At 68.3% G+C, this 21,908-nt stretch carries 23 protein-coding genes; 13 read left to right on the plus strand and 10 right to left on the minus strand.

Annotation, left to right across the window (positions count from 1 at the left end; translation table 11 throughout):
* Window positions 1-29 precede the first annotated feature (29 nt).
* Complete coding sequence (locus tag ACFYO1_RS29000; protein WP_387237379.1) at window positions 30-968, plus strand: GDSL-type esterase/lipase family protein; 939 nt, start codon at window positions 30-32, stop codon at window positions 966-968.
* A gap of 13 nt (window positions 969-981) precedes the next feature.
* Here the strand turns inward: ACFYO1_RS29000 and ACFYO1_RS29005 are convergent, their stop codons facing one another.
* A complete protein-coding gene (locus tag ACFYO1_RS29005; protein WP_387237382.1) occupies window positions 982-2,244 on the minus strand; it encodes a wax ester/triacylglycerol synthase domain-containing protein in 1,263 nt (420 codons plus the stop codon).
* Window positions 2,245-2,467: 223 nt separating this feature from the next.
* Between ACFYO1_RS29005 and ACFYO1_RS29010 the strand changes: the two genes are divergently transcribed.
* A complete protein-coding gene (locus tag ACFYO1_RS29010) occupies window positions 2,468-3,160 on the plus strand; it encodes a hypothetical protein (RefSeq protein WP_387237385.1) in 693 nt (230 codons plus the stop codon).
* Here ACFYO1_RS29010 and ACFYO1_RS29015 read toward each other — a convergent pair.
* Entirely contained in the window at window positions 3,157-3,822 is a 666-nt protein-coding gene (locus ACFYO1_RS29015) for a maleylpyruvate isomerase family mycothiol-dependent enzyme (protein WP_387237388.1), read from the minus strand. The genes ACFYO1_RS29010 and ACFYO1_RS29015 overlap by 4 nt on opposite strands.
* Window positions 3,823-3,897: 75 nt before the next feature.
* Here ACFYO1_RS29015 and ACFYO1_RS29020 point away from each other — a divergent pair, with 75 nt between their 5' ends.
* The 4 genes from ACFYO1_RS29020 (at window position 3,898) to ACFYO1_RS29035 (ending at window position 6,263) form a co-directional block, all read left to right on the plus strand.
* Window positions 3,898-4,335 carry a MarR family winged helix-turn-helix transcriptional regulator gene (locus ACFYO1_RS29020; protein ID WP_387237391.1) on the plus strand — a complete coding sequence of 146 codons (438 nt, stop codon included), beginning with the start codon at window positions 3,898-3,900 and terminating at the stop codon, window positions 4,333-4,335.
* A gap of 17 nt (window positions 4,336-4,352) precedes the next feature.
* On the plus strand, window positions 4,353-4,739 hold the full coding sequence (locus tag ACFYO1_RS29025; protein WP_387237394.1) for a hypothetical protein: 387 nt from the start codon (window positions 4,353-4,355) through the stop codon (window positions 4,737-4,739).
* A gap of 81 nt (window positions 4,740-4,820) precedes the next feature.
* On the plus strand, window positions 4,821-5,126 hold the full coding sequence (locus ACFYO1_RS29030) for an ANTAR domain-containing protein (RefSeq protein WP_387237397.1): 306 nt from the start codon (window positions 4,821-4,823) through the stop codon (window positions 5,124-5,126).
* Between the two features lie 123 nt (window positions 5,127-5,249).
* Window positions 5,250-6,263, plus strand: coding sequence for a YdcF family protein (locus ACFYO1_RS29035; protein WP_387237400.1), 1,014 nt, complete (start codon window positions 5,250-5,252; stop codon window positions 6,261-6,263).
* 1 nt (window position 6,264) lies between these two features.
* Here the strand turns inward: ACFYO1_RS29035 and ACFYO1_RS29040 are convergent, their stop codons facing one another.
* A complete protein-coding gene (locus ACFYO1_RS29040; protein WP_387237403.1) occupies window positions 6,265-6,942 on the minus strand; it encodes a PAS and ANTAR domain-containing protein in 678 nt (225 codons plus the stop codon).
* Between the two features lie 208 nt (window positions 6,943-7,150).
* Here ACFYO1_RS29040 and ACFYO1_RS29045 point away from each other — a divergent pair, with 208 nt between their 5' ends.
* Complete coding sequence (locus ACFYO1_RS29045; protein WP_387237406.1) at window positions 7,151-7,969, plus strand: M15 family metallopeptidase; 819 nt, start codon at window positions 7,151-7,153, stop codon at window positions 7,967-7,969.
* Between the two features lie 178 nt (window positions 7,970-8,147).
* Window positions 8,148-8,687 carry a hypothetical protein gene (locus tag ACFYO1_RS29050; RefSeq protein WP_387237408.1) on the plus strand — a complete coding sequence of 180 codons (540 nt, stop codon included), beginning with the start codon at window positions 8,148-8,150 and terminating at the stop codon, window positions 8,685-8,687.
* A gap of 8 nt (window positions 8,688-8,695) precedes the next feature.
* On the opposite strand, the gene ACFYO1_RS29055 is transcribed toward ACFYO1_RS29050, so the two are convergent.
* Complete coding sequence (locus ACFYO1_RS29055) at window positions 8,696-9,502, minus strand: SAM-dependent methyltransferase (RefSeq protein ID WP_387237411.1); 807 nt, start codon at window positions 9,500-9,502, stop codon at window positions 8,696-8,698.
* A gap of 227 nt (window positions 9,503-9,729) precedes the next feature.
* Between ACFYO1_RS29055 and ACFYO1_RS29060 the strand changes: the two genes are divergently transcribed.
* A complete protein-coding gene (locus ACFYO1_RS29060; protein WP_387237414.1) occupies window positions 9,730-11,751 on the plus strand; it encodes a putative bifunctional diguanylate cyclase/phosphodiesterase in 2,022 nt (673 codons plus the stop codon).
* Window positions 11,752-11,933: 182 nt separating this feature from the next.
* Window positions 11,934-12,197: a GlsB/YeaQ/YmgE family stress response membrane protein gene (locus tag ACFYO1_RS29065; RefSeq protein ID WP_150403242.1), complete on the plus strand. Its 264-nt coding sequence runs from the start codon at window positions 11,934-11,936 to the stop codon at window positions 12,195-12,197.
* On the opposite strand, the gene ACFYO1_RS29070 is transcribed toward ACFYO1_RS29065, so the two are convergent.
* A complete protein-coding gene (locus tag ACFYO1_RS29070) occupies window positions 12,170-13,621 on the minus strand; it encodes a purine-cytosine permease family protein (RefSeq protein ID WP_387237417.1) in 1,452 nt (483 codons plus the stop codon). The two genes, ACFYO1_RS29065 and ACFYO1_RS29070, sit on opposite strands and share 28 nt — an antisense overlap.
* Window positions 13,622-13,741: 120 nt before the next feature.
* The gene (locus ACFYO1_RS29075) at window positions 13,742-14,449 is read right to left on the minus strand and encodes a respiratory nitrate reductase subunit gamma (protein ID WP_387237420.1); all 708 of its coding nucleotides are present in this window, start codon (window positions 14,447-14,449) and stop codon (window positions 13,742-13,744) included.
* A gap of 247 nt (window positions 14,450-14,696) precedes the next feature.
* On the opposite strand from ACFYO1_RS29075, the gene ACFYO1_RS29080 reads away from it, so the two are divergent.
* Window positions 14,697-15,935 (plus strand): MFS transporter, encoded by a 1,239-nt coding sequence (locus ACFYO1_RS29080; RefSeq protein ID WP_387237423.1) that lies wholly within the window; start codon window positions 14,697-14,699, stop codon window positions 15,933-15,935.
* Window positions 15,936-15,938: 3 nt separating this feature from the next.
* Here ACFYO1_RS29080 and ACFYO1_RS29085 read toward each other — a convergent pair whose 3' ends face one another.
* The 4 genes from ACFYO1_RS29085 to ectB form a co-directional block, all read right to left on the minus strand.
* A complete protein-coding gene (locus tag ACFYO1_RS29085) occupies window positions 15,939-16,958 on the minus strand; it encodes a hypothetical protein (protein WP_387237426.1) in 1,020 nt (339 codons plus the stop codon).
* On the minus strand, window positions 16,945-18,372 hold the full coding sequence (locus tag ACFYO1_RS29090) for a hypothetical protein (RefSeq protein ID WP_387237429.1): 1,428 nt from the start codon (window positions 18,370-18,372) through the stop codon (window positions 16,945-16,947). The genes ACFYO1_RS29085 and ACFYO1_RS29090 overlap by 14 nt, the downstream gene beginning before the upstream one ends.
* Window positions 18,369-18,692, minus strand: a complete 324-nt coding sequence (locus ACFYO1_RS29095) for a hypothetical protein (RefSeq protein WP_378714576.1) — start codon at window positions 18,690-18,692, stop codon at window positions 18,369-18,371. Before ACFYO1_RS29095 ends, ACFYO1_RS29090 begins: the two co-directional genes overlap by 4 nt.
* Window positions 18,693-18,846: 154 nt before the next feature.
* Window positions 18,847-20,103 (minus strand): diaminobutyrate--2-oxoglutarate transaminase, encoded by a 1,257-nt coding sequence (ectB, locus tag ACFYO1_RS29100; RefSeq protein WP_387237432.1) that lies wholly within the window; start codon window positions 20,101-20,103, stop codon window positions 18,847-18,849.
* A 130-nt stretch (window positions 20,104-20,233) separates the two neighbouring features.
* Here ectB and ACFYO1_RS29105 point away from each other — a divergent pair, with 130 nt between their 5' ends.
* Both ACFYO1_RS29105 and ACFYO1_RS29110 read left to right on the plus strand, forming a co-directional pair.
* Entirely contained in the window at window positions 20,234-21,088 is an 855-nt protein-coding gene (locus ACFYO1_RS29105) for an ABC transporter permease (protein WP_387237435.1), read from the plus strand.
* Window positions 21,081-21,908 (plus strand): ABC transporter permease, encoded by an 828-nt coding sequence (locus ACFYO1_RS29110; RefSeq protein ID WP_387237438.1) that lies wholly within the window; start codon window positions 21,081-21,083, stop codon window positions 21,906-21,908. The genes ACFYO1_RS29105 and ACFYO1_RS29110 overlap by 8 nt, the downstream gene beginning before the upstream one ends.

Genomic DNA, 21,908 nt, shown 5'->3' on the forward strand with positions numbered 1-21,908 from the left:
CGGGGGGATGTCATCGGTCCGATGTGGCGGTGATCTATCCGTATGAGACATTCGAGGCTTTGGATCTGGCCAGGAACAAGGTGAATGTCGCCTGTGGCGGGGCCGAGATCAAGCATGTGCTGACCGATTCGTTCAAAGGGGAGAAGCCGCAGCTCGAACAGTTGAAGGAGCGGCTGGCACAGAATCCGGGGATCAAGTATGTCGTGCTCTCCGTCGGCGGGAACGACGCCGGGGTCAGCGGGGTCGCGCAGGAATGCGTCAAGAAGTTCGTGCTGAAGCAGTCCGCCGGCCTGCGGCAGGTGAGTGCCGCCGAGGACGAGAAGTACCCTGCTTATGTGCAGGGGGTGAAAGAGGCGGACAAGAACGTGATGTGCGAGGCGAGTCCGACGTTGTCCGGACTCGAGGGCAAGCTCGAGCACGTATACGAGACGCTGTTCAAGGAGGCGATCTCGCCCCTGGCACCGGACGCCCAGCTGGTGGTGCTCAACTATCCGAATCCGCTGCCTGCCGCCGATTCGGAGTTGCGCGGGCCGCTCGAGGCGAATCTGGTCAGCCGGTTGCAGGACGGTGGATGTCCGTTCTTCGACAAGGACTTCGCGAAATTCGCGAATATCGGCAAGGACATCAACGGCAAGATCCAGAACGCGGTCGCCGCGGCGGCGAAGAACAAGGTCCCGGTCCATCTGCTCGACGTGTCCGCGATGTATCAGGGCCACGAGGTGTGTGCGGCGGGCACCACACCGGACCTGGAATGGATTCGGCAGGTGCCCGCGGATCTGCTGAGCGATCCTGGGCTGATCCATGAGGCATTGCACCCCAACGCTTTCGGGCAACGCATGGAGGGGAAGTGCGTTGCGAACTTTCTCGACCTGCTCGGCAGTCGACCCGCGACATCGGCGAACGAGCACGGCGTGTGTCAGGACAACGCGGATGTGCAGGTGAAAGCACCGGGAAATACCACCCGGTGACAGCCGGCCCCCGTTACCTCAGCTCAGCAATCGCGTCGAGCCACATGTCCGGGAGCGCCTCCGCTCCGGGCAATCGCGCGTCGGTGAGGAACGAAACGACCGCGCGATCCCGATAGCTGGTCATCGCGATGCCGAGCCGGTGCCGGGCGGGCAGGAAACCGATCGGCACGGTGCCGACGATCGGACGGCCGAGCACGCTCGCCTCGCCGGTGCAGCCGGGGACATTGGTGGCGGTCAGGTGCGCGTACCGGTCACTGAAGTGGTGGTAGGCCCACGGCAGGAACAGCCGGTAGGGCATTCCGGCGATCATCGACTGCGCCGTACTACGTTGCGCCCCCAGGATTTTCCGCGACAATCTCGCTTCCAGTGCGGCCAGTCGGGCGAGCGGGTCCTGGTTGTCGCACGGCAGCGGAAGCCGGAATCCGACCGCGCGCTGACTGAGTTTGCCCTTGTCACTGCCGATGCTGAGCGGCACGATCGCCCAGACGGGGCTACCGGTGCCGCGCAGCGCGTGCCACGGCGACTCGGGCCACTCCCGGAGCACGTGCGTCACGGCGGCGAGATACACGGTGTTCGCGGTGGTGTCGTGCCGGTGGGCGATCTCGCGCAGCTGATTCAGATCGATGTGCCCCCAGTGAATTGTGCGCTCGCCGAAGACCTTCGACCGCGGCAGTGGCTGAGCGAGCGGGAAACAGCCACGGACGGTGTGCGCGACCGTTCGCAACACGGTGGATCGCGCACCCGGCTTGGCGGACGTCGACGGTATCCGCGGCTGATAGTCGTGACCGTTGGCGTCGGCGAAGGTGGACATGATCGTCGTGGCCACGGACATGCCGTCGTGCAGCGCATGGTGGCCGGCGTAGATCAGCGCGAACTCCCCTGGCGCGTAGCCGTGCACGAGCAGCACCCGCCACAGCGGCTGGGAATGCTCGAACGGGCGGCGAATCAATTCATCGACGGCGCCCCGCAAACCGCCCGGGCCGGTTGTCCGTTCCGTCACCAGGACGGTGAGGTCGACCTCGTCTTGCGGCACCCACACCGCCTGCCCCAGCGAACCCTCGCTGAGCCGGCAACCCAGCTGTGGCAGCAGCGGTAGTTTGCGCCGGCACAGCTCGCGCACTTCGTCCACGGTCGGCGGCGAGCCCTCCAGGAGCAGCACGCCGCCGATGGCGAACGACATCGGCGGATGCGTTGCCTCGTAGGCGAGAAAGGCGCGTTGCAAAGGGGCGAGCGGCAGACATCGATCGGATATCTGACCGGCAACCACTGAACTCATCGTGCTCTCCTCGACCGTTGGCGAGTGGATCGGAGCAAAACGACGATCTTCCGTGCGGAAGTAACGATAGCTAAAACTTCGCCCTCGCGTGGGCGCGACCGTTTCAGATCAGCTGCCGCGACGCGCGGTTCGGACCGGCGGTGGCGGGTATCACCCGCGGGAGCGCGTGACAACCGTAGGCTCAGGCGGGTCGACTTCGTAGTCGGCAATCGAGCGTTGTCGTATGGGTAGTGACCGACCGAAAGGGCTGTTGGCAATGCTGCGGAAGTTCCTCGACCAAGGTGTCGTCTCGTTGATCGACAGGTCGGCGCGGGTGCAGGCGCCGCTGGTCGCCAAGTACACGGGATTCGTGCGCCATCGGCATCCGAGCGAATCCCCGGAACAGATCGTCGAGCGGCTCGGCAGGCATTACTCGCTCGCGGTGACCGCGAGCGGCGTGGTGGTCGGGCTGAGCGCGGCGGTTCCCGGCGTCGGCACGGTGGTGGGGTTGGCCGCGGCGGGCGCGGACACGCTGTTTTTCCTGGAGGCCTCGACGGTGTACGCCGTTGGCGCGACCGAGGTTTCGGGAAGCAAGGCGGCGGCGCCGCAGCCGCCGCTCGTGTCGGCGGTGGTGCTCGGCCAGGGGGGCACCGCGGCGCTGGGCGCGGCCGGACGCTCGGCCAAGCAGTGGGATACCAAGCTGGCCAACAAACTGCCGGTCATCCGGCGGATGAACGACACCCCGGTCAAGCGGTTCGTCGTGCAGTTCATCGTCAAGCGGGGCGCACTGGCGTTCGGCAAGGTGATTCCGGCCGGCATCGGCGCGGTGGTCGGCGGCGTGGGTAACTACGCGCTCGCCCGCGGCGTGATCAAGAACCTGCACGACGCGCTGGAGAGCCCGCAGCCGAGTCAGGCGATCACCACCGTCGACGCCTAACCGGCGAGCAGTCGGGCGGCCAGCGCCGGAACACCCTCGCCCGTAACATTTTCGAGCGCGGCCGCCCGCCCGGTGACCAAGAGGAGCAGCGCCTTGATCGGGCCGCGGATCTCGGCGCCCGCACCGTAGGACCAGTCGATATCGGTGGCGCGCAGGGTAAGTCCGTCGAGCCGTCGCTTATCCCATACCGGCCAGCCGATTTCGGCCGCGGTCGCGGCACCGGTCGCGGCCGCGTCGGCCGGGATGTCGATGGTGCGACCCAGCGGTATGGCGATGTCCTGACCGTGCACCATCGTGTCGAACAGGATGTTGCGATAGTTGGTGGGGCCCGGCAGTTTTCGCGACGCCGCGTGCGTGCGGATCGCCGAGACCAGCTCGGCGACCGGACGATTCGCGGCGCGCACGGTGAGGTCGTGGATGAGCCGGTTGTAGTTCCCGTTCGCGCGCAGCCCGGCGGCGAACAGCGCGCCGAGCGACGGCGGCTGCGGCGTCAGGGCGATGTGCGCGGCGACGTCGCGAATCCGCCAGCGCGCGCACAACGAGGGCGACTCCCATTGGGCCGGCGTCAGCTCGGCGAGCACGTCGGCAATGGCGCGGCGTTGCTGTTCGATGACCCGCCAGCTGGCTTCGCGGTCGAGCGGCTGTCGAAGTTGCGCCGTCATCGGACACCTCCGATACAATTGGTCAGTATCACTGACTAAAATAGTCAGTGGATCGTACTACTGTCAAGGAGCGGAATGGCCGACGGCGAGCTGAACGCGGGCCTGCTGATGTACATCGCGCACCGGTCGATGGAGGACCGGATCTTCGCCGAACTCGGCGCCGCCGGCTTCGACGACATCACGGTGGCCCAGGGCCGGGTCGCCCAGCGCGTCGGCGCGGAGGGCACCCGGCTCACCGAGCTGGCCGAGCAGGCGCAGATCACCAAGCAGACCGCCGGCTTCCTGGTGGACCAGCTGGAACGCGCGGGTTACGTGGAACGCGTCCCCGATCCGAGCGACGGCCGCGCCCGCCTGGTGCGCCTGTCCGCCCGCGGCAAACAGGTGGCCGAATTCTCCAACTCGATCGCCGATCGGATCGAGGCCGAATGGGCCGCGCACCTCGGCGCGCGGCGGATGCGCGAACTGCGCGCGGCGCTCGGCGCGCTGCGTGAGATCACCGACCCCTACGCCTGAGGGCGCAGACTGGAGCCGTGACGGATGACGGGGTTCAGCTGATCGTGGTCGATGCCGCGAATGTCGTCGGATCGCGGCCCGACGGCTGGTGGCGCGACCGCGCGGGCGCGGCCCGGAAATTGCTCGAGCGGCTGACGTCGCTGGCCGGTCGGCTGGACCGGCCCGCCGAGGTGGTCGTCGTGCTCGAGGGCAAGGCGAAAGCGGTGGATCCGGCGGTCGACGGCGTGCGCGTGGTCCTGGCCGACGGCTCGGGCGACGACGCGATCGTCGATGTGGTCGCCGAACAGGACCGCGCGCGGCCGATCACCGTGGTGACCGCGGATCGCGGACTCCGCGACCGCGTCGAAGCACTCGGCGCGCAGACCGTCGGCCCGGGCTGGTTGCTCGACCGCATCGACCCGTAGCGGACCGACCAGTCCAAGACCCGATCATGAAGGTTCGGCCCCTGCCCGATAACAATCGCCGGACTGGGTAGTACCCAACGTATGAGCGACGTTTTCGAGGAACGCGGCCAACCATCCCTCGGGCGCGCCGCTCCTGATCTGCTGGCGGCTCGGGCCGTGATCGAGCAAGCCAAGGGCGCGCTGATGCTGGCCTACGGCGTCGACGCCGAGCAGGCGTTCACCATGCTGCGCCGCCGATCGCAGGCGACCAACGTCAAGCTTCGAGCGCTGGCCGCGCAATTGATCGCCGAGCTCCCCTCGCTGGACCTCGCTCCCCCCGAACTCCGCGCCAAGGTCGACTATCTGCTGCACATCGCGCACCGACCCAAGCCCAACCCTGACCTCTGACCAGCGCCTATGCCGCCAGATCGACCCGAAAACCGTTGGTACGTACCGGACAATCCGCCGTCGAGCGCTGCGTAGCCCCGGCCCGGATGCAATCGGACACCCACTGCCCGTTACCGTGCGCTGGTGATCCTGCTCACCGTCGGCTTGGTTCTGTTGGGTGTCTTCGCACTGCGGTTCCATCTGGACCGGCGACGGCTGAGCAACGGCGTCTATCTGCTCCTAGCCGTCGCGGTGCTCGCGGTATGGGCGATCGGCTCGGGCGACAACGCGGATCTGACGCTCGCCCTCGTCGGGTTGCTGGTGGTGCTGTCACCGCTGGTGGTGCTCGTCTTGGCCGGATTGCTGATCGCCAACGGCATGCAGATGCTGCGCCGCGAAGGGGCGCGGATCGCGAATCTGCTCTCGATCGGGCCGGGAATCGTCCTGCTGGTGCCCTATGTGCTGCTCGGCGTCGCCATCGCGACCGGCAGCTTGAGTTCGGTGCTGTTCGCGTCGCTGGTGATGGCGGTGACCTACTTCGGCTTCGTGTTCACCAGTTTCGTCCTGTACTCGCTGCTCTACGGCTGGCTGCCGTACCGGCCGGGGATGGACGCGATCGTCGTGCACGGCTCGGGCCTGGTCGGCGCGCGGGTATCGCCCCTGCTGGCCAGCCGGCTGGACCGGGCGGCCCAGATCTACTGGGCGGAACTGGCGGAGGGACGCCGTCCGGTGATCATCACCAGCGGCGGCAAGGGCTCCGACGAGGCGGTGTCGGAGGCCGCCGCGATGGCGGACTATCTCCAGGCGCGCGGCATCCCGGAGGCCAGCGTGGCGCGCGAAGAACACTCGACCACGACGCGGGAGAACCTGCTCTTCATCAAGCGGCTGCTCGGCGAACGCGGGCAGTCGACGCGAATGGTGTTGGTCACCAGCAACTTTCACATCCTGCGCACCGCGATCCTGGCCCGCAGGCTGAAGCTGGACGCGGAGGTGACCGGCGCGCGCACGGCGTTCTACTATCTGCCGAGCGCGATCCTGCGCGAGTTCGTCGCGATCGTGGTCGCGTACAAGTGGACCAATGCGGTCACCTGCCTGACCCTGGTCTCGCTGCCGCTGCTGCTCGCCTTGGCCACCGGCGGGATGCCGACGAACCGGTAGTTCAGGAGACGCGCTCGTGCACGGTCAGCAGCAGGTGATCGAAGCGGGTGCGGAACCCGGCGGTCTCCTTGTCCAGCATCCTGAGCTCGTCGACGAACTGTGCGGCCAGATCGCGCAGCTTGGTATTGGTCTCCTGGGAACGCCAGCGCAACACCCGGAACGCCTGCTCCGCGTTCACCCCGTAGGCGAGGATCAGCGCGCCCTTGGCCTGCTCGATCACGGCGCGCGCCTCGATCACCTCGGGCAGGATCTCCTCGAGCACCTCCTGCCGCTGTTCCTCGAGCCGCTCGCTCACGTCGACGTAGTAGCCGGAGGTGCCGACCACCTTGTCGTCCTCGTCGGTCATCAGGTCGCCGACGACGACCACCTCGCGCACCTCGCCGTGGACGTCGACGATCCGGTGCCTGCCGCAGAACGGCTGACCGGTTTCCGCCGCGGCGGCGATGCAGCTGGCCACGTGTTCCCGGTCATCGGGGTGTTTGTGGGACAGCAGCAGGTCGGTGGTGGGTTCTACCTCACCCGGTTCGTACCCGTACATCGCGGCGAGCTCGTCGGACCATTCCCACCGCTGGTCGGCAAACCAGAATCGAAACCATCCGGGCTCGGCGCACGCGTCGATGCCGATGGTCTCTTCCATCGCGCTCACCGCCTCCGGTGCGACCTCTTCGCCCAGCGTCATGGCCCCAGTATCCGCCGAAACGGTCCCGCTTCGGAACCCGGCCCGGGAATTGGGCGTGAAAGATCGATCACGACCCGGGGTGCCCGGTTGTCCGCGCCGGGCGGCCCGATCGGGGCCCGAACCGGGCCGGGTGTGCGATGCTCGTATCCGTCGGACTCGATGCCGGCGAAAGTGGTTGCACCCCAGCCTGAATGGCGAGGAGGAACGCATGAGTTCGGTTCGGTCGTCGCGCCGTATCGGTGTGCTGGCGGTGGCTTGTCTGGGGGTGGTCGCCCTCGCGGCATGCGGGGACTCCGGCTCCGATACCCCGGCGGCGAGTTCGCCCGCGCCGAGTACGCCGGTGGCGGATGAGTCGGCGTTCGTCTCGATCACCGACGTCGATCCGACGATCATGGTCGACGCGCGGTACTTCGGCGAGCACAACTTCCTCGGCACCCGCATCGCCGGCTATGAGGCGCCCCGTTGTCTGCTGACCAAGCAGGCGGCGACCGCGCTGGCACAGGTGCAGGCGGAATTGCGTCCGATGAACCTCTCGCTGAAGACCTACGACTGCTATCGCCCGCAGCGTGCCGTCGACCAATTCGTCACGTGGGCAAAGGATCTCGGCGATGTGAAGATGAAGCAGGAGTTCTACCCCACGGTCGACAAGGCGAATCTGTTCCGCGACGGCTACATCGCCGAGAAGTCCGGGCACAGCCGCGGCAGCACCCTCGATCTCGCCATCGTCGCGCTGCCCGCCGCCGACCCCGAGCCATACCGCCCGGGCGATCCGCTGCGCGAGTGCTTCCTCCCGGCCGAGCAGCGCTTCCACGACAACATGCTCGACTTCGGCACCGGCTACGACTGCTTCGACCCGGCCGCGCACACCGCCAACCCGGCCATCGGCGGCACCCAGCGCGCCGTGCGCACGCTGCTCGCGGAGCTGATGGCGGAGCACGGCTTCACCAATCTGCCCGAGGAATGGTGGCACTTCACCTTGAAGGACGAACCGTTCCCGAAGACCTTCTTCGACTTCCCCGTCCGCTGACCTGGTCCCACCGAAACCGACCCGCTGCCGCCTATACGCAGGTCGGCCTGGCTCCTACACTGGGTAACTGCGGCACGGTCGACCGTCGGAGCGCCACGGCAACTCAGCGATCGGCAAGTCTCGAAGTCCCGATCCGTCCAGGGCCGGAGGATTCGGCCCGTTTCTTGGAGGAGGCGGCATGCCCGATCCAGCACACCGCAAAATCTGCCTGCTCGGCCACGGTTGCGACTGCCCCACCGTCACCCTGTTCCTCGCGCCCGAGCCGCTGATCCCCGGCGGCAGCATCCTGCACCTGCTCGAACAAGCGCCACTCGCCGCGGGCACCGCCGCACCGACCCCGGACGCGGACCTGGTCGAGCTGGTGCAAACCGACTCGGCCGGCCTGCCGGGTCCGTTGGTGCACACCGAATTCCGCGCATTCCGCGCCGACCCGCCCGACCCCGGCCGAAGCCGCACCATCCTGCACGACCGCCACATCACCGACACCGCCCCGGTCGGCCTCGACCTCGACGACCCCGCCGAAATGACCCGCCTCGCCCTACTACCCGAACGCCCCATCGGCTTCCGCCGCACCGGGGACTTCCAGGAGGAGGCGATGCGCCGAGCGATGCTCGCCGTCTACCGCCACTTCCAGGTAGACCAGCGAATCCGCCTGACCTACCACGGCTTCGCCGATCCGGCGACCGGCTGGTTCGCCCTGCGCACCGCGATCGCCTGACGCGGCGGTCAGTCCTTGCGGGCGACGCCGCCGTAGGCGCCCGAGCGTTCGGGGTGCTCGCCGACGTCGGCGGGGTTGTCAGGGCGCCACAGGGGCAGGTGTACGAGGCCTGGTTCGAGGAGGGTCCAGCCGTGGAAGAATTCGGCGATCCGGGGCTTGGCCCGCAGCACGATCTCGGTGGAGGTGCGGCCGGACAGCTTCTGCGCCTCGAGCACCTCGTCGGGTTGCCCGTCGGCGGTGGCGTGGGTGATGGCGAGGTAACTGCCGGGGGCGATGGCGTCGCGCAGGCGGGCGACGCAGCCCGCGGGATCGGCGTCGTCGGCCACGAAATGCAACACGCCGAGCAGCAACACGGCCACCGGCTGATCGAAGTCGAGCAATTGGGCGACCCGCGGGTCGGACAGAATGGTTTCGGGCCGGCCGATGTCGGCCTGCACGACAGTGGCGGCCGGATTTCCGTCCAGGATGGCGCGGCTGTGCGCGACCGCGACCGGGTCGATATCGACGTAAACCACACGGGCCGAGGGATTTACCGCCTGCGCGACCTCGTGCACATTGCCGACGGTCGGGATGCCGGAGCCGATATCGAGGAACTGGGTGATGCCCTCGTCGACCAGGAAACGCACGCATCGGCGCAGCAAATCCCGGTTGGCCCGCATGGTTTCGCCGACGCCGGGGGTGAACTCCTCGATCTGGCGGGCCAGCATCCGATCGATCTCGAAATTGTGCATGCCGCCGACGAAGTAGTCGTACACGCGCGAGGCGCTGGGCCGATCCAGATCGATACCTTCGGGAGCCCAACTCGGTCTGGTCATCTGGCGCCAACCCTTCTCACGGCGTCGCGTACCTGCGACGAAAGCATGGTCATCGTAGCGGGGTTCGCGTGCACGTGCAGTTGGGCGGAAGCCCGCAAATCGGACTACCATCAGAGCTTATGGCGTGGGATGCCGGGAGCGGTTCAGATCCTGGCGGGCCGCACGCGGAACTGGCCGGGCAATGGGCGGCCGCACTCGGTGGCGGGCCGCGAAATCATGTCGTGCCCATGAGTTCTGCCGAAACTCGTCGTTTGCTCGCCACCCTGGCGCAGGAATTCGTCCACGCCGCCGCCGGTACGGACTCCGCCGATCGCGTCGCCGAAATCGGCGCCGAACTGGCCCGCGCGCACTTCGTCGGCGACGAGGTCCTCGGGCGCAGCCTGGCCGTGCTCAACGCGCACCTGCTCGGCCCCTGCGCGGTCCCCGCCGACCGAGCTGCCGAGTTGCTGGCCGCCTTTGCCACCGGTTATCTGCGCGCCTTCCGGGCCTGGCTGCTCGCCGAGCAGGAGAGCGTCCGGGCCGCCGACATCGCCGCCCGCCGGGTGGTCGAGCAGCAGCTGCGCTCCAGCGAGGCCCGGCTGCGCGCGGTGTTCTCCCAGGCCGGGATCGGCACCGGGCTCTCGGACATGACCGGCCGGATCATCGAGGTCAACAACGCGTTCGCGGCGATGCTCGGGTACCGGCCCGAGGAGATGTGCACGCTGTCGGTCACCGATCTGACCCACCCCGACGACGGCCCGGACATGTGGCAGAAGTACGCCGGGGTGCTCGCCGGCAAGTACGACAACGTGCAACTGGAGAAGGCCTACCGGCATCGCGACGGCGGCACCGTGTGGACGCACATCAACGTCTCGCTCATCCGCGACGAGCACGGTCAGCCGCAGTACACGCTGGTGCTGGTCGAGGACGTGTCCGAACGCCGCGCGCTGCGAGAACGGTTGCAGTACCGCGCGCATCACGATCAGCTGACCGGCCTGCCGAACCGCTCCCGCTTCTTCGACGCGCTCACCGCCGCGTTCGCCGACTGCGTCCGGGTCGGGGTCTGCTACATCGATCTGGATCACTTCAAGACGGTCAACGACACGTTCGGGCACGCAGTCGGCGACGAACTGCTCGCGCAGGTCGCGGCGCGGCTGAATGCCTGTGTCTCCCGGACCGATCAGCTGGTCGCGCGGATGGGCGGCGACGAATTCGTCGTGCTGATACCGCATTCCACCGGGGTCGAGGAAATGGCGAATGTGGCCAAGACCGTGCTGCACGCGTTGGCCCAGCCGTTTTACGTGCACGAGCACCAGCTGACCGTCACCGCCAGCATCGGCGTGATGGAGGAACGCGCCGACCGCCTGTCCACCGGCGAGTTCCTGCAAGCGGCCGACACCAGCATGTACTGGGCGAAGGCCGCGGGGCGCGGGCGCTACGCCATCTTCGACGCCGACCGCGGCCGGCGCGAACACACCAGCGCCGAGCTGTCGGCGGCGATGCCGTCGGCGCTGCGGCACGGCGAGTTCTACCTCGACTATCAGCCGATCGTCTCGCTCGCCGACGGGCAGACCGTGGCGGTGGAGGCGCTGGTGCGCTGGCGGCACCCGGATCTCGGCATCCTCAGCCCGGCCCGGTTCGTCGATATCGCCGAGGACCACGGGCACATCGGCGCGCTCGGCGCGGTGGTCCTGGAGACCGCCTGCCGGGCCAGCCGCGAGTGGCACGACCGTTATCCGCACACTCCCACGGTGAGCGTGAACGTGTCCGCCGCCGAGGTCGCCGATCCGGCCTGGCTGGACCACGTGCAGCAGGTGATCGCCGAGACCGGCATGGACGCGAGCCTGCTGCAACTGGAACTGACCGAGCGCGCGTTCATGCAGACCACCGGCCGGCCGCTGCGCGCGCTGCACACCCTCGCCGACGCCGGGGTCCGCATCGCCATCGACGATTTCGGCACCGGCTACTCCAATCTTGCTTACCTGGGCCAACTTCCGCTGCACGTGGTCAAGCTGGCCGGCCCGTTCATCCAGCGCATCCGCACCCCGGACACCGCGAGTCCCACCGATCTGCTGCTGCTGGAAACGATCATCGATCTCACCCACGCGCTGGGCTTCACCGTCACCGCCGAATGCGTCGAAACCCGGCACCAGGCCGACCAACTGCGCGATCTCGGCTGCGACACCGCGCAGGGCTGGCACTTCCACTACCCGATGCCCGCCGATCAGGTAACCGCCCTGCTCGGCGTCTCCGATCTGCGGCTGAGCTGAAACACCAACTGCCGCAAGAGTTCAGCCGACACCGAATACGGCCAGCCGGCGGACGCGAAACGAAGTTCACCCATTCGATGCGTATCCGGCGCACGATTACCGCGCGCGAAACCCGGGTATCCCGCACACTGATCGCGGCGTCTCCCGTGCGTCACACCCTGTGAATTTCAAGGAGCGAATCCATGGGCATCATTTCGATGATCATCATCGGCCTCATCGCCGGAGCCATCGCGCGCCTGCTGGTCCCCGGCAAGGAGAATTTCGGCTGGATCGGCACGATCGTGCTCGGCATCGTCGGCGGCTACGTCGGCGGCACGCTGGGCAGCCTGGTGTTCGCACCGCACAAGTTCACCCTCCAGCCGCCGGTCAATCACGCCTTCCTCGGCGCCATCGTCGGCGCGGTGATCCTGCTGGTCATCTACAAGTTCGTGCGCGCGCGAGTCTGATCCGCCGATTCCACGGTGCCCGCCGGATAGATCATTCGATCCGGCGGGTTACTCGTGCGCCGGGCCAGCGGGTAGTAGATCGCGGCGGTGAACACGATGCCGACGATCCAGGAAATGTCGGCGCCGCCGAGCTTTTCGGTGATCGGCCCGGTGTAGAGCTGCTGGGCCAGGAACGGGATCTGCGCGAGCACACCCGCCACGTAGCAGGCCAGCGCGGTGCCGTTCCAGCGGCCGTAGCGGCCGTCCGGGTCGTAGAGCGCGGGGATATCGATGCGTTCGCGGGAGATCAGGTAGTAGTCGATCAAGTTGATCGCGCTCCACGGGGTGAACACCATCAGCAGGGTGAGCACGAAATTCTTGAAGTTGCCGAGGAAGTCGGCGCTGGCCCCGATCGCGACGAGCATCGACACCGCGGTGAAGCCGACGATATAGGCGGCGCGCGCGAACGGCGTGGTGTGCGACTGCCGGTTGAACGCGGTCACCGAGGTCAGGATGGACATGAACCCGCCATAGGCGTTGAGGCAGTTCACCGTCAGTTTGCCGACCACGATCACCAGGTAGATCAGCAGCGCCAGCGCGGACGGGCCCGCGAGCTCGCCGATGAAGCCGACCTGGTTGCCCAGGAACGCCTTTCCCGCCACGGCGGCCACCAGCGCGCCGAAGGTCATCGACCACTGCGAGCCGAGCACGCTGCCGGCGAAGGTCGCCAGGAAGGTGGTGCGATCGCTGGTCGAGCGGGGCAGATAGCGCGAGTAGTCGGCGACATAGGGGCCGAAGGTGAGCTGCCAGCCCGCGCCGAGCGAGATCGCCAGCACGAATGTCACCGGGTCGAACGACTTCACCCCGAGATAGGCGCTGACGTCGTACTCGGTGAACAGCCGGATGCCCAGGTAGGTGAAGCCGAGCAGGCCGACCACGGTCGCGATCCGCCCGACCACATGAATCAGCCGGTACCCGGTCACCGCCACCACCGCGGTGAGCGCGCCGAACACCAGCATGCCGACCGTCGCGTTGTCGATGTGCAGGATCTTGTTCACCGCCTGCCCCGCCAGCACCGTGCCGGTCGCGGCGAAGCCGAGATACATCACCACCACCAGCAGCAGCGGCAGCACCGCCCCGAAGACGCCGAATTGCGCTCTGCTGGAGATCATCTGGGGCAGCCCCAGGCGCGGTCCCTGCGCCGAGTGCAGGGCCATCACGATCCCGCCGAGGACGTTGCCGACCAGCAGCCCGACGATCGCCCACAGCGCGTCGGCGCCGAACACCACCGCGAGCGCGCCGTCGACCACCGCGGTGATCTGCATGTTCGCGCCGAACCACAGGGTGAACTGGCTGAACGGGGTGCCGTGGCGCTCCGCGTCGGGAATCACCTCGATGGTGCGGCGTTCGATCGAAGCGCCCGCGTCGAGTCGCTCATCCGCCATGGTCCCGCCTTCCGACCTGTCACCGTGTCCGATCATGCAGTATGGCGCACACCGGTCGGTCTTGTACTTCTTTGTGTGGCACCGGAAATGGGGGCAGCGAACCGGGACAGCGGGTCTCGCTCAGCTCTGCCTCGGCACGGACAACTCCCGCTCCCGCCGCGCCGGAGCAGCGGACTGCCGGCGCTGGATCAGGCGGTAGAGCGGCTCGGCGAGGAAGCTCGCCAGCCGGGTGTAGGGCCAGATCGCGATGAACAGCATCAGCACCAGGCCGCGCGCCTGGTAGATGATCGGGGCGTGCTCGATCGGCTCGGGATTCGGGTGCAGGCTGAACAGCGAGCGGAACCAGGCGAACAACGTTTCGGCGGTGCGGTACCCGTCGCCGGAGGAGTTCGGGTCGAACTTGATCGCCACCCAGGTCAGCAGGCCCGCCACCAGGATCGGGAAGGTGATGCGGTCCAGCGGGCTCACCACGGGACGGGCCGGACTGCCGATCATGTCCGGCACGAACAGCAGTACCGCGCCGATCGTCGCGGTCGCCAGGGCGCAGATCTCGACGACCGTGATGGTGCCGTAGATCCAGCCTTCGGGATGCGAATGCGGGCCGGCGGCGAGGAAGTCGGTGAACCGGGCGGCGAATACGCCGCACAATCCGATGCGAAACGCGCTCGCCCCGATCCGCTGCGCCCGATCGGTCTCCGGGACAGCGGTATACCAGCCGAATCGATCGTGCCGATAACGCCACACATGACCCACGAGGAATGAGAGAAACGCGCTGTAAGGCAGGATGATCCACAGCACCGACATCATCTGCCGACCCGCCTTCTCCATCGAACTGATAAAAATCGAAACTATCCGAGGTACGCACCACCATCGCAGACCTCCGGCGTTCAAACAAGTGCCGAATTGCCCTGGACCAGATCTCGATTGTCGGCGGTGCGAACGCACAACCCATTCCGCGGAAATGTCAATCAATGCCATAAAGCAGCGATAACGCGTCGATACCCGCCGCGGGCGGGCCGATGCCCCCGGCACCGGCGGCTTGCCCCGGACGGGGACGCGGTGTTGGATCGCTGCGATGGTCACCAATCGGTTGTCCGCCCGTGCCGTGGCCGGCCCTGCCCTCGGGCGCGACTTCGAGCGGCTCTGGCGTGGGTTCGCGATCAGCTCGGTGGGCACCTTTCTCGCGCTGGACGCGTTCACCCTGATCGCGGTTCTCGTGCTGCACGTCGGCGCGTTGCAGGTGTCGTTGATGGCCGCCGCCGGTGGCGCGGTGGGTGCGGTGCTGGCGGTTCCGCTAGGGGCCTGGATCGAGTTCCGGCCCAAGCGGCAGTTGATGATTCGCGCCGATCTGCTGCGGTTCCTGGTCCTGCTGAGCGTGCCGGTCGCGTACTTCGCCGGCGCGCTGAGTTATCCGCAACTGCTCGTGGTCGCGATGGTGGTCGCGGTCGCCGACATCGTCTTCCTCGGTGCCAGCAGCGCACACCTGAAAGGCCTTGTCGCTCAAGACGATCTGCTCGCGGCCAACGGACGCTTCGAGACCGCCACCTGGGTCTCCACGGCGGTGGGGCCGCCGCTGGGCGGAGTGCTCATCGGCATCCTGGGTCCGGTCGTCACGGTGGTGCTGAACGCGGTCAGTTTCCTGTTGTCCGCCTTGTGCGTTCGCTCGATCGAGGTGCCCGAGCCGGCCCCGCCGGTCCGGCCCGCCGCGCCGTCCCGGCTGGTCGAGATCACCCAGGGCTGGCGCACGATCGCCGCGAATCCGGTGCTGCGCGGGCTGATCTGCAACACCGTGCTGGTGAATTCGCTGATCATGGCGACGGCCCCGGTGCTGGCCTTTCTGCTGCTGAACGATCTCGGTTTCGCGCCGTGGCAGTACGGGCTCGGCTTCGGCGTGCCCTGCCTCGGCGGGGTCGTCGGCGCGCGGCTGGCGCGTCCGCTGGTGCGCCGCTACGGACAGCGCCGGATCCTGCTCGGGTTCGGCGTCGCGCGGGTGCCGTGGTTGCTCGGACTGCCCCTCGTGCAGCCGGGCGCGACGGGACTGCTGCTGGTGATGGCGGTCGAGATCGGGATGATCACCTGCATCAGCGTTTTCAACCCGGCGTTCAGCACCTACCGGCTGTTGCACACCGAGGACGACAAGGTCGCGCGGGTGCTCACCGCCTGGACCATCACCGCCCGCCTGGTCACCGCCGCGGCCACCGTCGCCTGGGGCGTGCTGGCCGGTCAGACCGGCGCGCGCACCGCGATCGCGGCCGGCGCGGCCCTCATGCTGGTTTCGGTGGTCCTGCTGCCCTGGCGCTCGGCTCGCGAATAACCCTCAGGCCGAAGCGATCGCGGTGATCAGGGTGCGCGCCGCCAGGGTGCGGGTGGTGATGAGCTGGGTGAAGGTCTTGGGTTGCTCACCCGGATACTGCTGGGTGAGTTGGACTTCCCAGTGCGCGAGTCCGTCGTCGCCGTCGCGCGATCGGGTGATCTGCACGCAGTAGCGGGTGCCGACCGGGATCTGGTTGATGCCGCGCTGGATCTGCTCGGCGGGCGAGACGATGGCGTTGTCGGCGACCACCGCGCGCGCCCGATAGCCCGAACGTTCGACGTAGTAGGCGTATTCGAAGGCGAGGATGGCGTCGGGGCCGTTGGCGGTGCCGCCGGGATCGGTGCCGGAGACCGCGTCCGGGGTGCGTTTCTGTTCGCAGCCCTGGGTCGCGATCGCCGACGCCGGTGCGGGCGCCACCGTCGTTGTCGCGGCGGAGGGTCCGGCCGAGTTCTTCGCCGGGGCGGTCGCGGGCGTGAGGCCGGTCGCGGTCGCCGCGGTGGAGGAGCTGTCCTTGCCGAAACCGTGCACGGCGGCGAGCAGGATCGAGACCACCGCGATCCCGATGCCGAGCACGATCAGGACCGCGAGCACCTTGTTGCCGCGCTGCGGATCGCGCCGCTTGGTCGGATGACGCAGCGGGACACCGGGGTGGATGCCGGACCGGTTGATGATCGCGGGGGCCGGGGCGACGTTCTCCTCGTAGCCTTCGGCGTCGAATTCCGCGGCCCGCATCCGCCGCCGATCGTGCTCGATCTGCGGTTCCAGCGGGGGTTCGGACATCCGCTGCGGTTCGAGCCATTCTTCCCAGTCCCCGGTGCGCCGCGGTCGATCCGGGTCGGCGGGGATGAGCGGGTCGGACACGGCGACCTCCGGTTCTCGGCGACGCACCGGCCCACGGCGGCCGGACGACCGTCGCCGCTTCTTCGCCTTGCCGACGGGCGTGCGCAGCATCGGCAGCCCGGTGTCGAACGGATTGCGCTGCCCCTCTGGCCGACTCGGAGAGTTCGGATCAGAGGGTGTCATCGTCGTAGTCGCCGAGCACTGGGGTCACCGCGACGGCGGCGGTCGGCACGGTGACACCGAGCTGACCGTCCTTGGGCTTGTGCTCCTGGTCCTCGGCGCGCGGCGGCGGTGGCATCGCCACTCCCCCATTGGTTCCCGGATGGGACTGCTGGTCCGGGCTGGCCGAACGCGACGGGGTGTCCGCCGGGGCCTGCGCCTCGGCGGCGGGCGCCGGGGCGGGCCTCGACTCGGGCGGCGGCGCGGTGACCTGAGCCGACGGGGCGGACCCGCCGGTGGATCCGTGCTGCGACGGCGGGATCACCGTGCCGGGACCGGTCGGCTGCGACGGCGTGGACGGCCGTGCGCCCGCGCCGAAGTCGAACAGCTTCGGCGAGTTGCCGGAGTTGGCCGAGTTGGCCGAGCCGTTCGACTGGTCGCCGGTGGTGCTGCCCGGACGGATCGCCTCGGTCACCGCCTTGTCCGCGCCGGCCGCCACCGTGTCGATGGCGTGCGTGCCGACCTCGGCCACCTTGTCGATGATGTGCGTGCCGACGCCGGCGATCTTGTCGATGATGTTCGTGCCGATGTCGACGCCCGCGTTGATGGCGGCGGTGCCGACCTGCACGCCCGCGGAGATCAGCTGCTGCTGCAACTGGAGCTGGGCGGCCAGCGCCGGATCGATCGGCTGCCCGTTCGCACCGGCATTGGGGACCGTGGTGCCGGGCACGTATTGGCTCGGGGACGTGGCGCCGGGATTGAATTGCGTGGTGCCGCCCGGGATGAACTGACCGCCGGTGCTCGGCTGCGCGGCGGTGACGCCGGACGGCTGGGTGACCGTCAGCGGTCCCATCTGGTCCAATCGCCTGCTGTGGTCGTCCATCTCGGTCTGCGCGGTGTTGACCGTGATGAGGGCGTCCCGCAGGGCCTGGCTCGCGCGCGCGATCACCGCGTCGGTGTCCGGGGCAGCGGTGGCGTTGCCGAGGATCTCGCGCGCGTCGCGGCGGAAGTCGGCGATGATCTGGTCCACCGTCCGCGCGGCGCGGGCGCTGGTGGCGTGCGCGTCGCCGAGCACGCTGAGGTAAGCCGGTCCGCGATCGGAGATTTCGCCGATCTCGGTCTGCGTGGTGCGCAGCGCGGGCACCGCGGCATCGGCGCCGCGCGAGGTCCAGGTCGACTCCAGCGCGTGCAGGCCGTCCCGGTGCGGACCCTCCACGTCGGCGGCCTGGGTGGACGCGGAGGACAGCGCGCTGGTCGCGGTCGGGTTCGGCACGGCGACGCCGGTGCCGAGGGTGGAGCGCAGTTGCAGCAGCGGGCGCACCAGGGCGGCGACGATCGGCGGGTCCACGTTCGGATCGAGATAGGTCGTGGCGGGGGCCGCGGTCTCGGTGCGGGCCGGGGGCGCCGATCGCCTGCGTAGTCCGGAAAGGGTTCTCATGTCAGGGCCTCTCCGGTCTTGGTGATCACACCTGCGGTCTCGGTATCAATACCCTGCATGTCCGTGCTGTAGCCGCGCAGGATTTCGCCGTAGGTGCCGACGAGTTGTCCCGCGGTGGACAGCGCTTGGGCGTGTTCGGACACCGCCGTGGTGAATCGCGCCGCGAAATCCGCGCCGATCAAGCCGAGATCGGCGGTCAGCCGGTCCTGATCCACCGCCCCGGAGGCGACCGCCGCGGCCGAGGCCAACTGTTGGGAGACCGCGTCCGCGATCGCGGTGTAAGCGGCCACCGCCGCCGGATCCAGCTTCAGCGTGTCCACCGTTCCCCTCCCGGGTTCCGAGTCTTTCGCTACCGCGACATGATTCGAGACAAGCCTACTGCGCGACCTGGACACCCTGCGTCCGATCGTCGCGAGTCCGTTCCGCCTGAGTATGGCAATCATCGCGCGCAATGTCATGCGCTGGCGACGAGCGTCAGTGGCAGACCTCGGTGACGGCGTCGGCCAGCAGGCCAAGGCCATGGCCGATCTCGGCGTCGGTGATGGTCAGCGGCGGCATCAGTTTCACCACTTCGCCGGCCGCGCCGGAGGTTTCCACCAGCAGGCCGCGGTCGAACGCGGACTGGCAGACCTTGCCCGCCAGCGAGGCGTCGTCGAAGGCCAGGCCGTGCACCAGTCCGCGACCACGAACCCTGGCGCCGGGGACGGTCGCGGCCAACTCGGTCAGATCCCGCTCGATCCGTGCGCCTTTCGCGCGCGTGGCGTGTTCGAGCCGCTGATCGGACCAGTAGTGCTCCAACGCGACCCGCGCGGTGACGAAGGCCGCGTTGTTGCCGCGGAAGGTGCCGTTGTGCTCGCCCGGCGTCCACTGGTCGAGCTCGGGTTTGACCAGGACCAGCGCCATCGGCAAGCCGTAGCCGCCGATGGACTTGGACAGGGTGACGATGTCCGGGCGGATGCCGGCGGTCTCGAAGGAGAAGAACGGACCGGTCCGGCCGCAGCCCATCTGCACGTCGTCGACGATCAACAGGATGCCGCGCGCCGCGCAGAGTTCGGCGAGTTGCCGCAGCCACTGCGCGCGCGCCACATTGACGCCGCCCTCACCCTGCACCGTCTCCACGATCACCGCGGCCGGCCGGTCCAGACCGGAGGACGGGTCGTCCAGCGCGCGCCGCATCCAGCCCAGTTCGTCGGGCGCGTCGAGATATCCGTCGTAGGGCATCGGCATGGTGTGCGGCAGGGGCACGCCGGCGCCCGCGCGCTTGGCGGCGTTGCCGGTGACCGACAGCGCGCCGAGTGACATTCCGTGGAAGGCGTTGGTGAAGTTCAGGATCTGCGCGCGCCCGGTCACCTTGCGCGCGAGCTTGAGCGCGGCCTCCACCGCGTTGGCTCCGGTCGGGCCGGGGAACTGCACCTTGTAGTCCAGCTCGCGCGGGCCGAACACGATGTCGCGCAGCGCTTCCAGCAGCCCGCGCTTGGCCACCGTCGACATGTCCAGTCCGTGCGTGATGCCGTCGCCGGCGATGTAGTCCAGCAGCGCCCGTTTCAGCACCGGATTGTTGTGGCCGTAATTCAGCGCGCCCGCGCCGGCGAAGAAGTCCAGGTACTCCCGGCCGTGCTCGTCGCGCAGCCAGGCGCCGCTCGCGGTGTCGAACACCGCGGGCCAGCACCGGCAGTAGCCGCGCACAGTGGATTCGAGGGCCTCGAAAATGGTCATCCCGGCGGCGGTCATCGGCGATCCTTCTCACACAATCTGAAGTGACTGTGTTTCTAACATTGCCGCGCGCGCCATGAGGCACTTTTCCAAAAACCGCCGCAAGGGGTTCCGCCCGCCCTCCGGCGAGGATTAGGCTTGACTCTTTGTGCGCGGGAGAGCAAACGGGGAGGGGAGGCTCGTCGCGACCAGGTATTCGTGGCGCACGTTGCCGGTGTACGCCCACCTCGTGCGCGCGGGTTTCCGCCGGCAATCACAGTACAAGCTGGCCATGTTCGCCGGCCTGTTCACCAACTGCGTGTTCGGCTTCGTGCGGGCGGCGGTGATGCTCGCCGCGGTCCGGGCCACCGGCGATTTCGGCGGCTACAACGAGGGGTCCATCGGTGCGTACGTGTGGCTCTCGCAGGGCCTGCTCGGCGCGATGCAATTCATGGGACCGCCGCTGGACCTGGCCGACCGGGTGAAGAACGGCGACATCGCGATCGATTTCCTGCGCCCGGTCGACGTCCAATTCGGCTACCTCGCCGGCGATCTCGGCCGGGCCGCGTGCACCATCCTGCCGCGCGGGGTGCCGAGCGTGCTGATCGGCGTGTGCACCTTCGGGCTGGTCTTGCCCGGTACTCCGCTGCCCTACTTGCTCGGCGCGGTGAGCGTGCTGCTCGCGGTGGCCATTTCGTTCCTGTGCCTGTTCGCCGTCGCGCTGATCGGTTTCTGGGTGGTGGAGACCCGTGGTCTGCGGGTGCTGTACCAAGTCACCGGCACCTTCCTCGCCGGACTCTTTGTGCCAGTGCACATGTTTCCCGGTTGGCTGCGCACCATCGCCCAGGCGACGCCGTTCCCCTCGATCCTGCAATCGCCGATCGATGTGCTGTCCGGGCGGATCACCGGGACGGCGGCGGTGGGCGTGGTTGCCGTGCAGCTGTTCTGGGTGCTGGTGGTCGGCGGTATCGGCCGGATCCTGCTGGCGGCCGGGCGGCGCAAGCTGGAGGTGCAGGGTGGTTGAGCCTGGTATTTCGCGGGCCGGGACCTGGTTCACCCCGTACGCGGCGGTGCTGCGCTCGCGCGTCCGCGCCCAGCGGGCCTACCGATTGTCCTTCGCCAGTGAGGTTTTCAGCGCGTTCCTGATCGGGCTGGTCGAATTCGCCGAGGTGTGGGTGATCTTCCACAACGTCCGGGTGCTCGGCGGCCTGGATCTGAACGCCGCGCTGCTGCTGTTCGGGTTCGGCCAGTCGACCTTCGCCCTGGCGCAGGTGCTGTTCGGACATCTGGACACGCTGCCGACCCTGATCCGGATGGGCCAGCTCGACGCGTATCACCTACGGCCGCAACCACTGTTGCTTCAGCTGATCACCAGCGACATCTCGCTGCGCCGCTTCGCCCGCGCCGCCGTCGCGCTGGTCGTGCTCGGCCTAGGGTTCCTGCGCAACGACATCGAGTGGAACGCGGCCGCCTTCGGGCTGGTGCTGCTCACCCTGGTCGGCGGGATCGTCTTGTTCGGCGGCATTTTCGTCTGCGCGGCCGGATTGCAGTTCTATCTGATCGACGGCGCGGAACTCACCAACAGCTTCACCTACGGCGGCTCGTTCGCCGCGGTGCAACCGGCCACGGTGTTTCCGGCGCCGCTGAAGGTGTTGTTCGGCTTCGCCATTCCGGTCTGCTTCACCGCGTACCTGCCGACCATCGCGCTGCTGCGACTGCCGGGCCCGGCGCTGCTGCCCGCCTGGCTGGCCTGGCTGACCCCGCTGGCGGTGCTCTGGGTGTGGCTGCTCGCGCTGAGTTTCTGGCGATTCGGTACTCGGCACTACCAGGGAGGCGGCGGATAA

Source organism: Nocardia sp. NPDC006044, assembly GCF_042871115.1.
Classification (GTDB): domain Bacteria; phylum Actinomycetota; class Actinomycetes; order Mycobacteriales; family Mycobacteriaceae; genus Nocardia.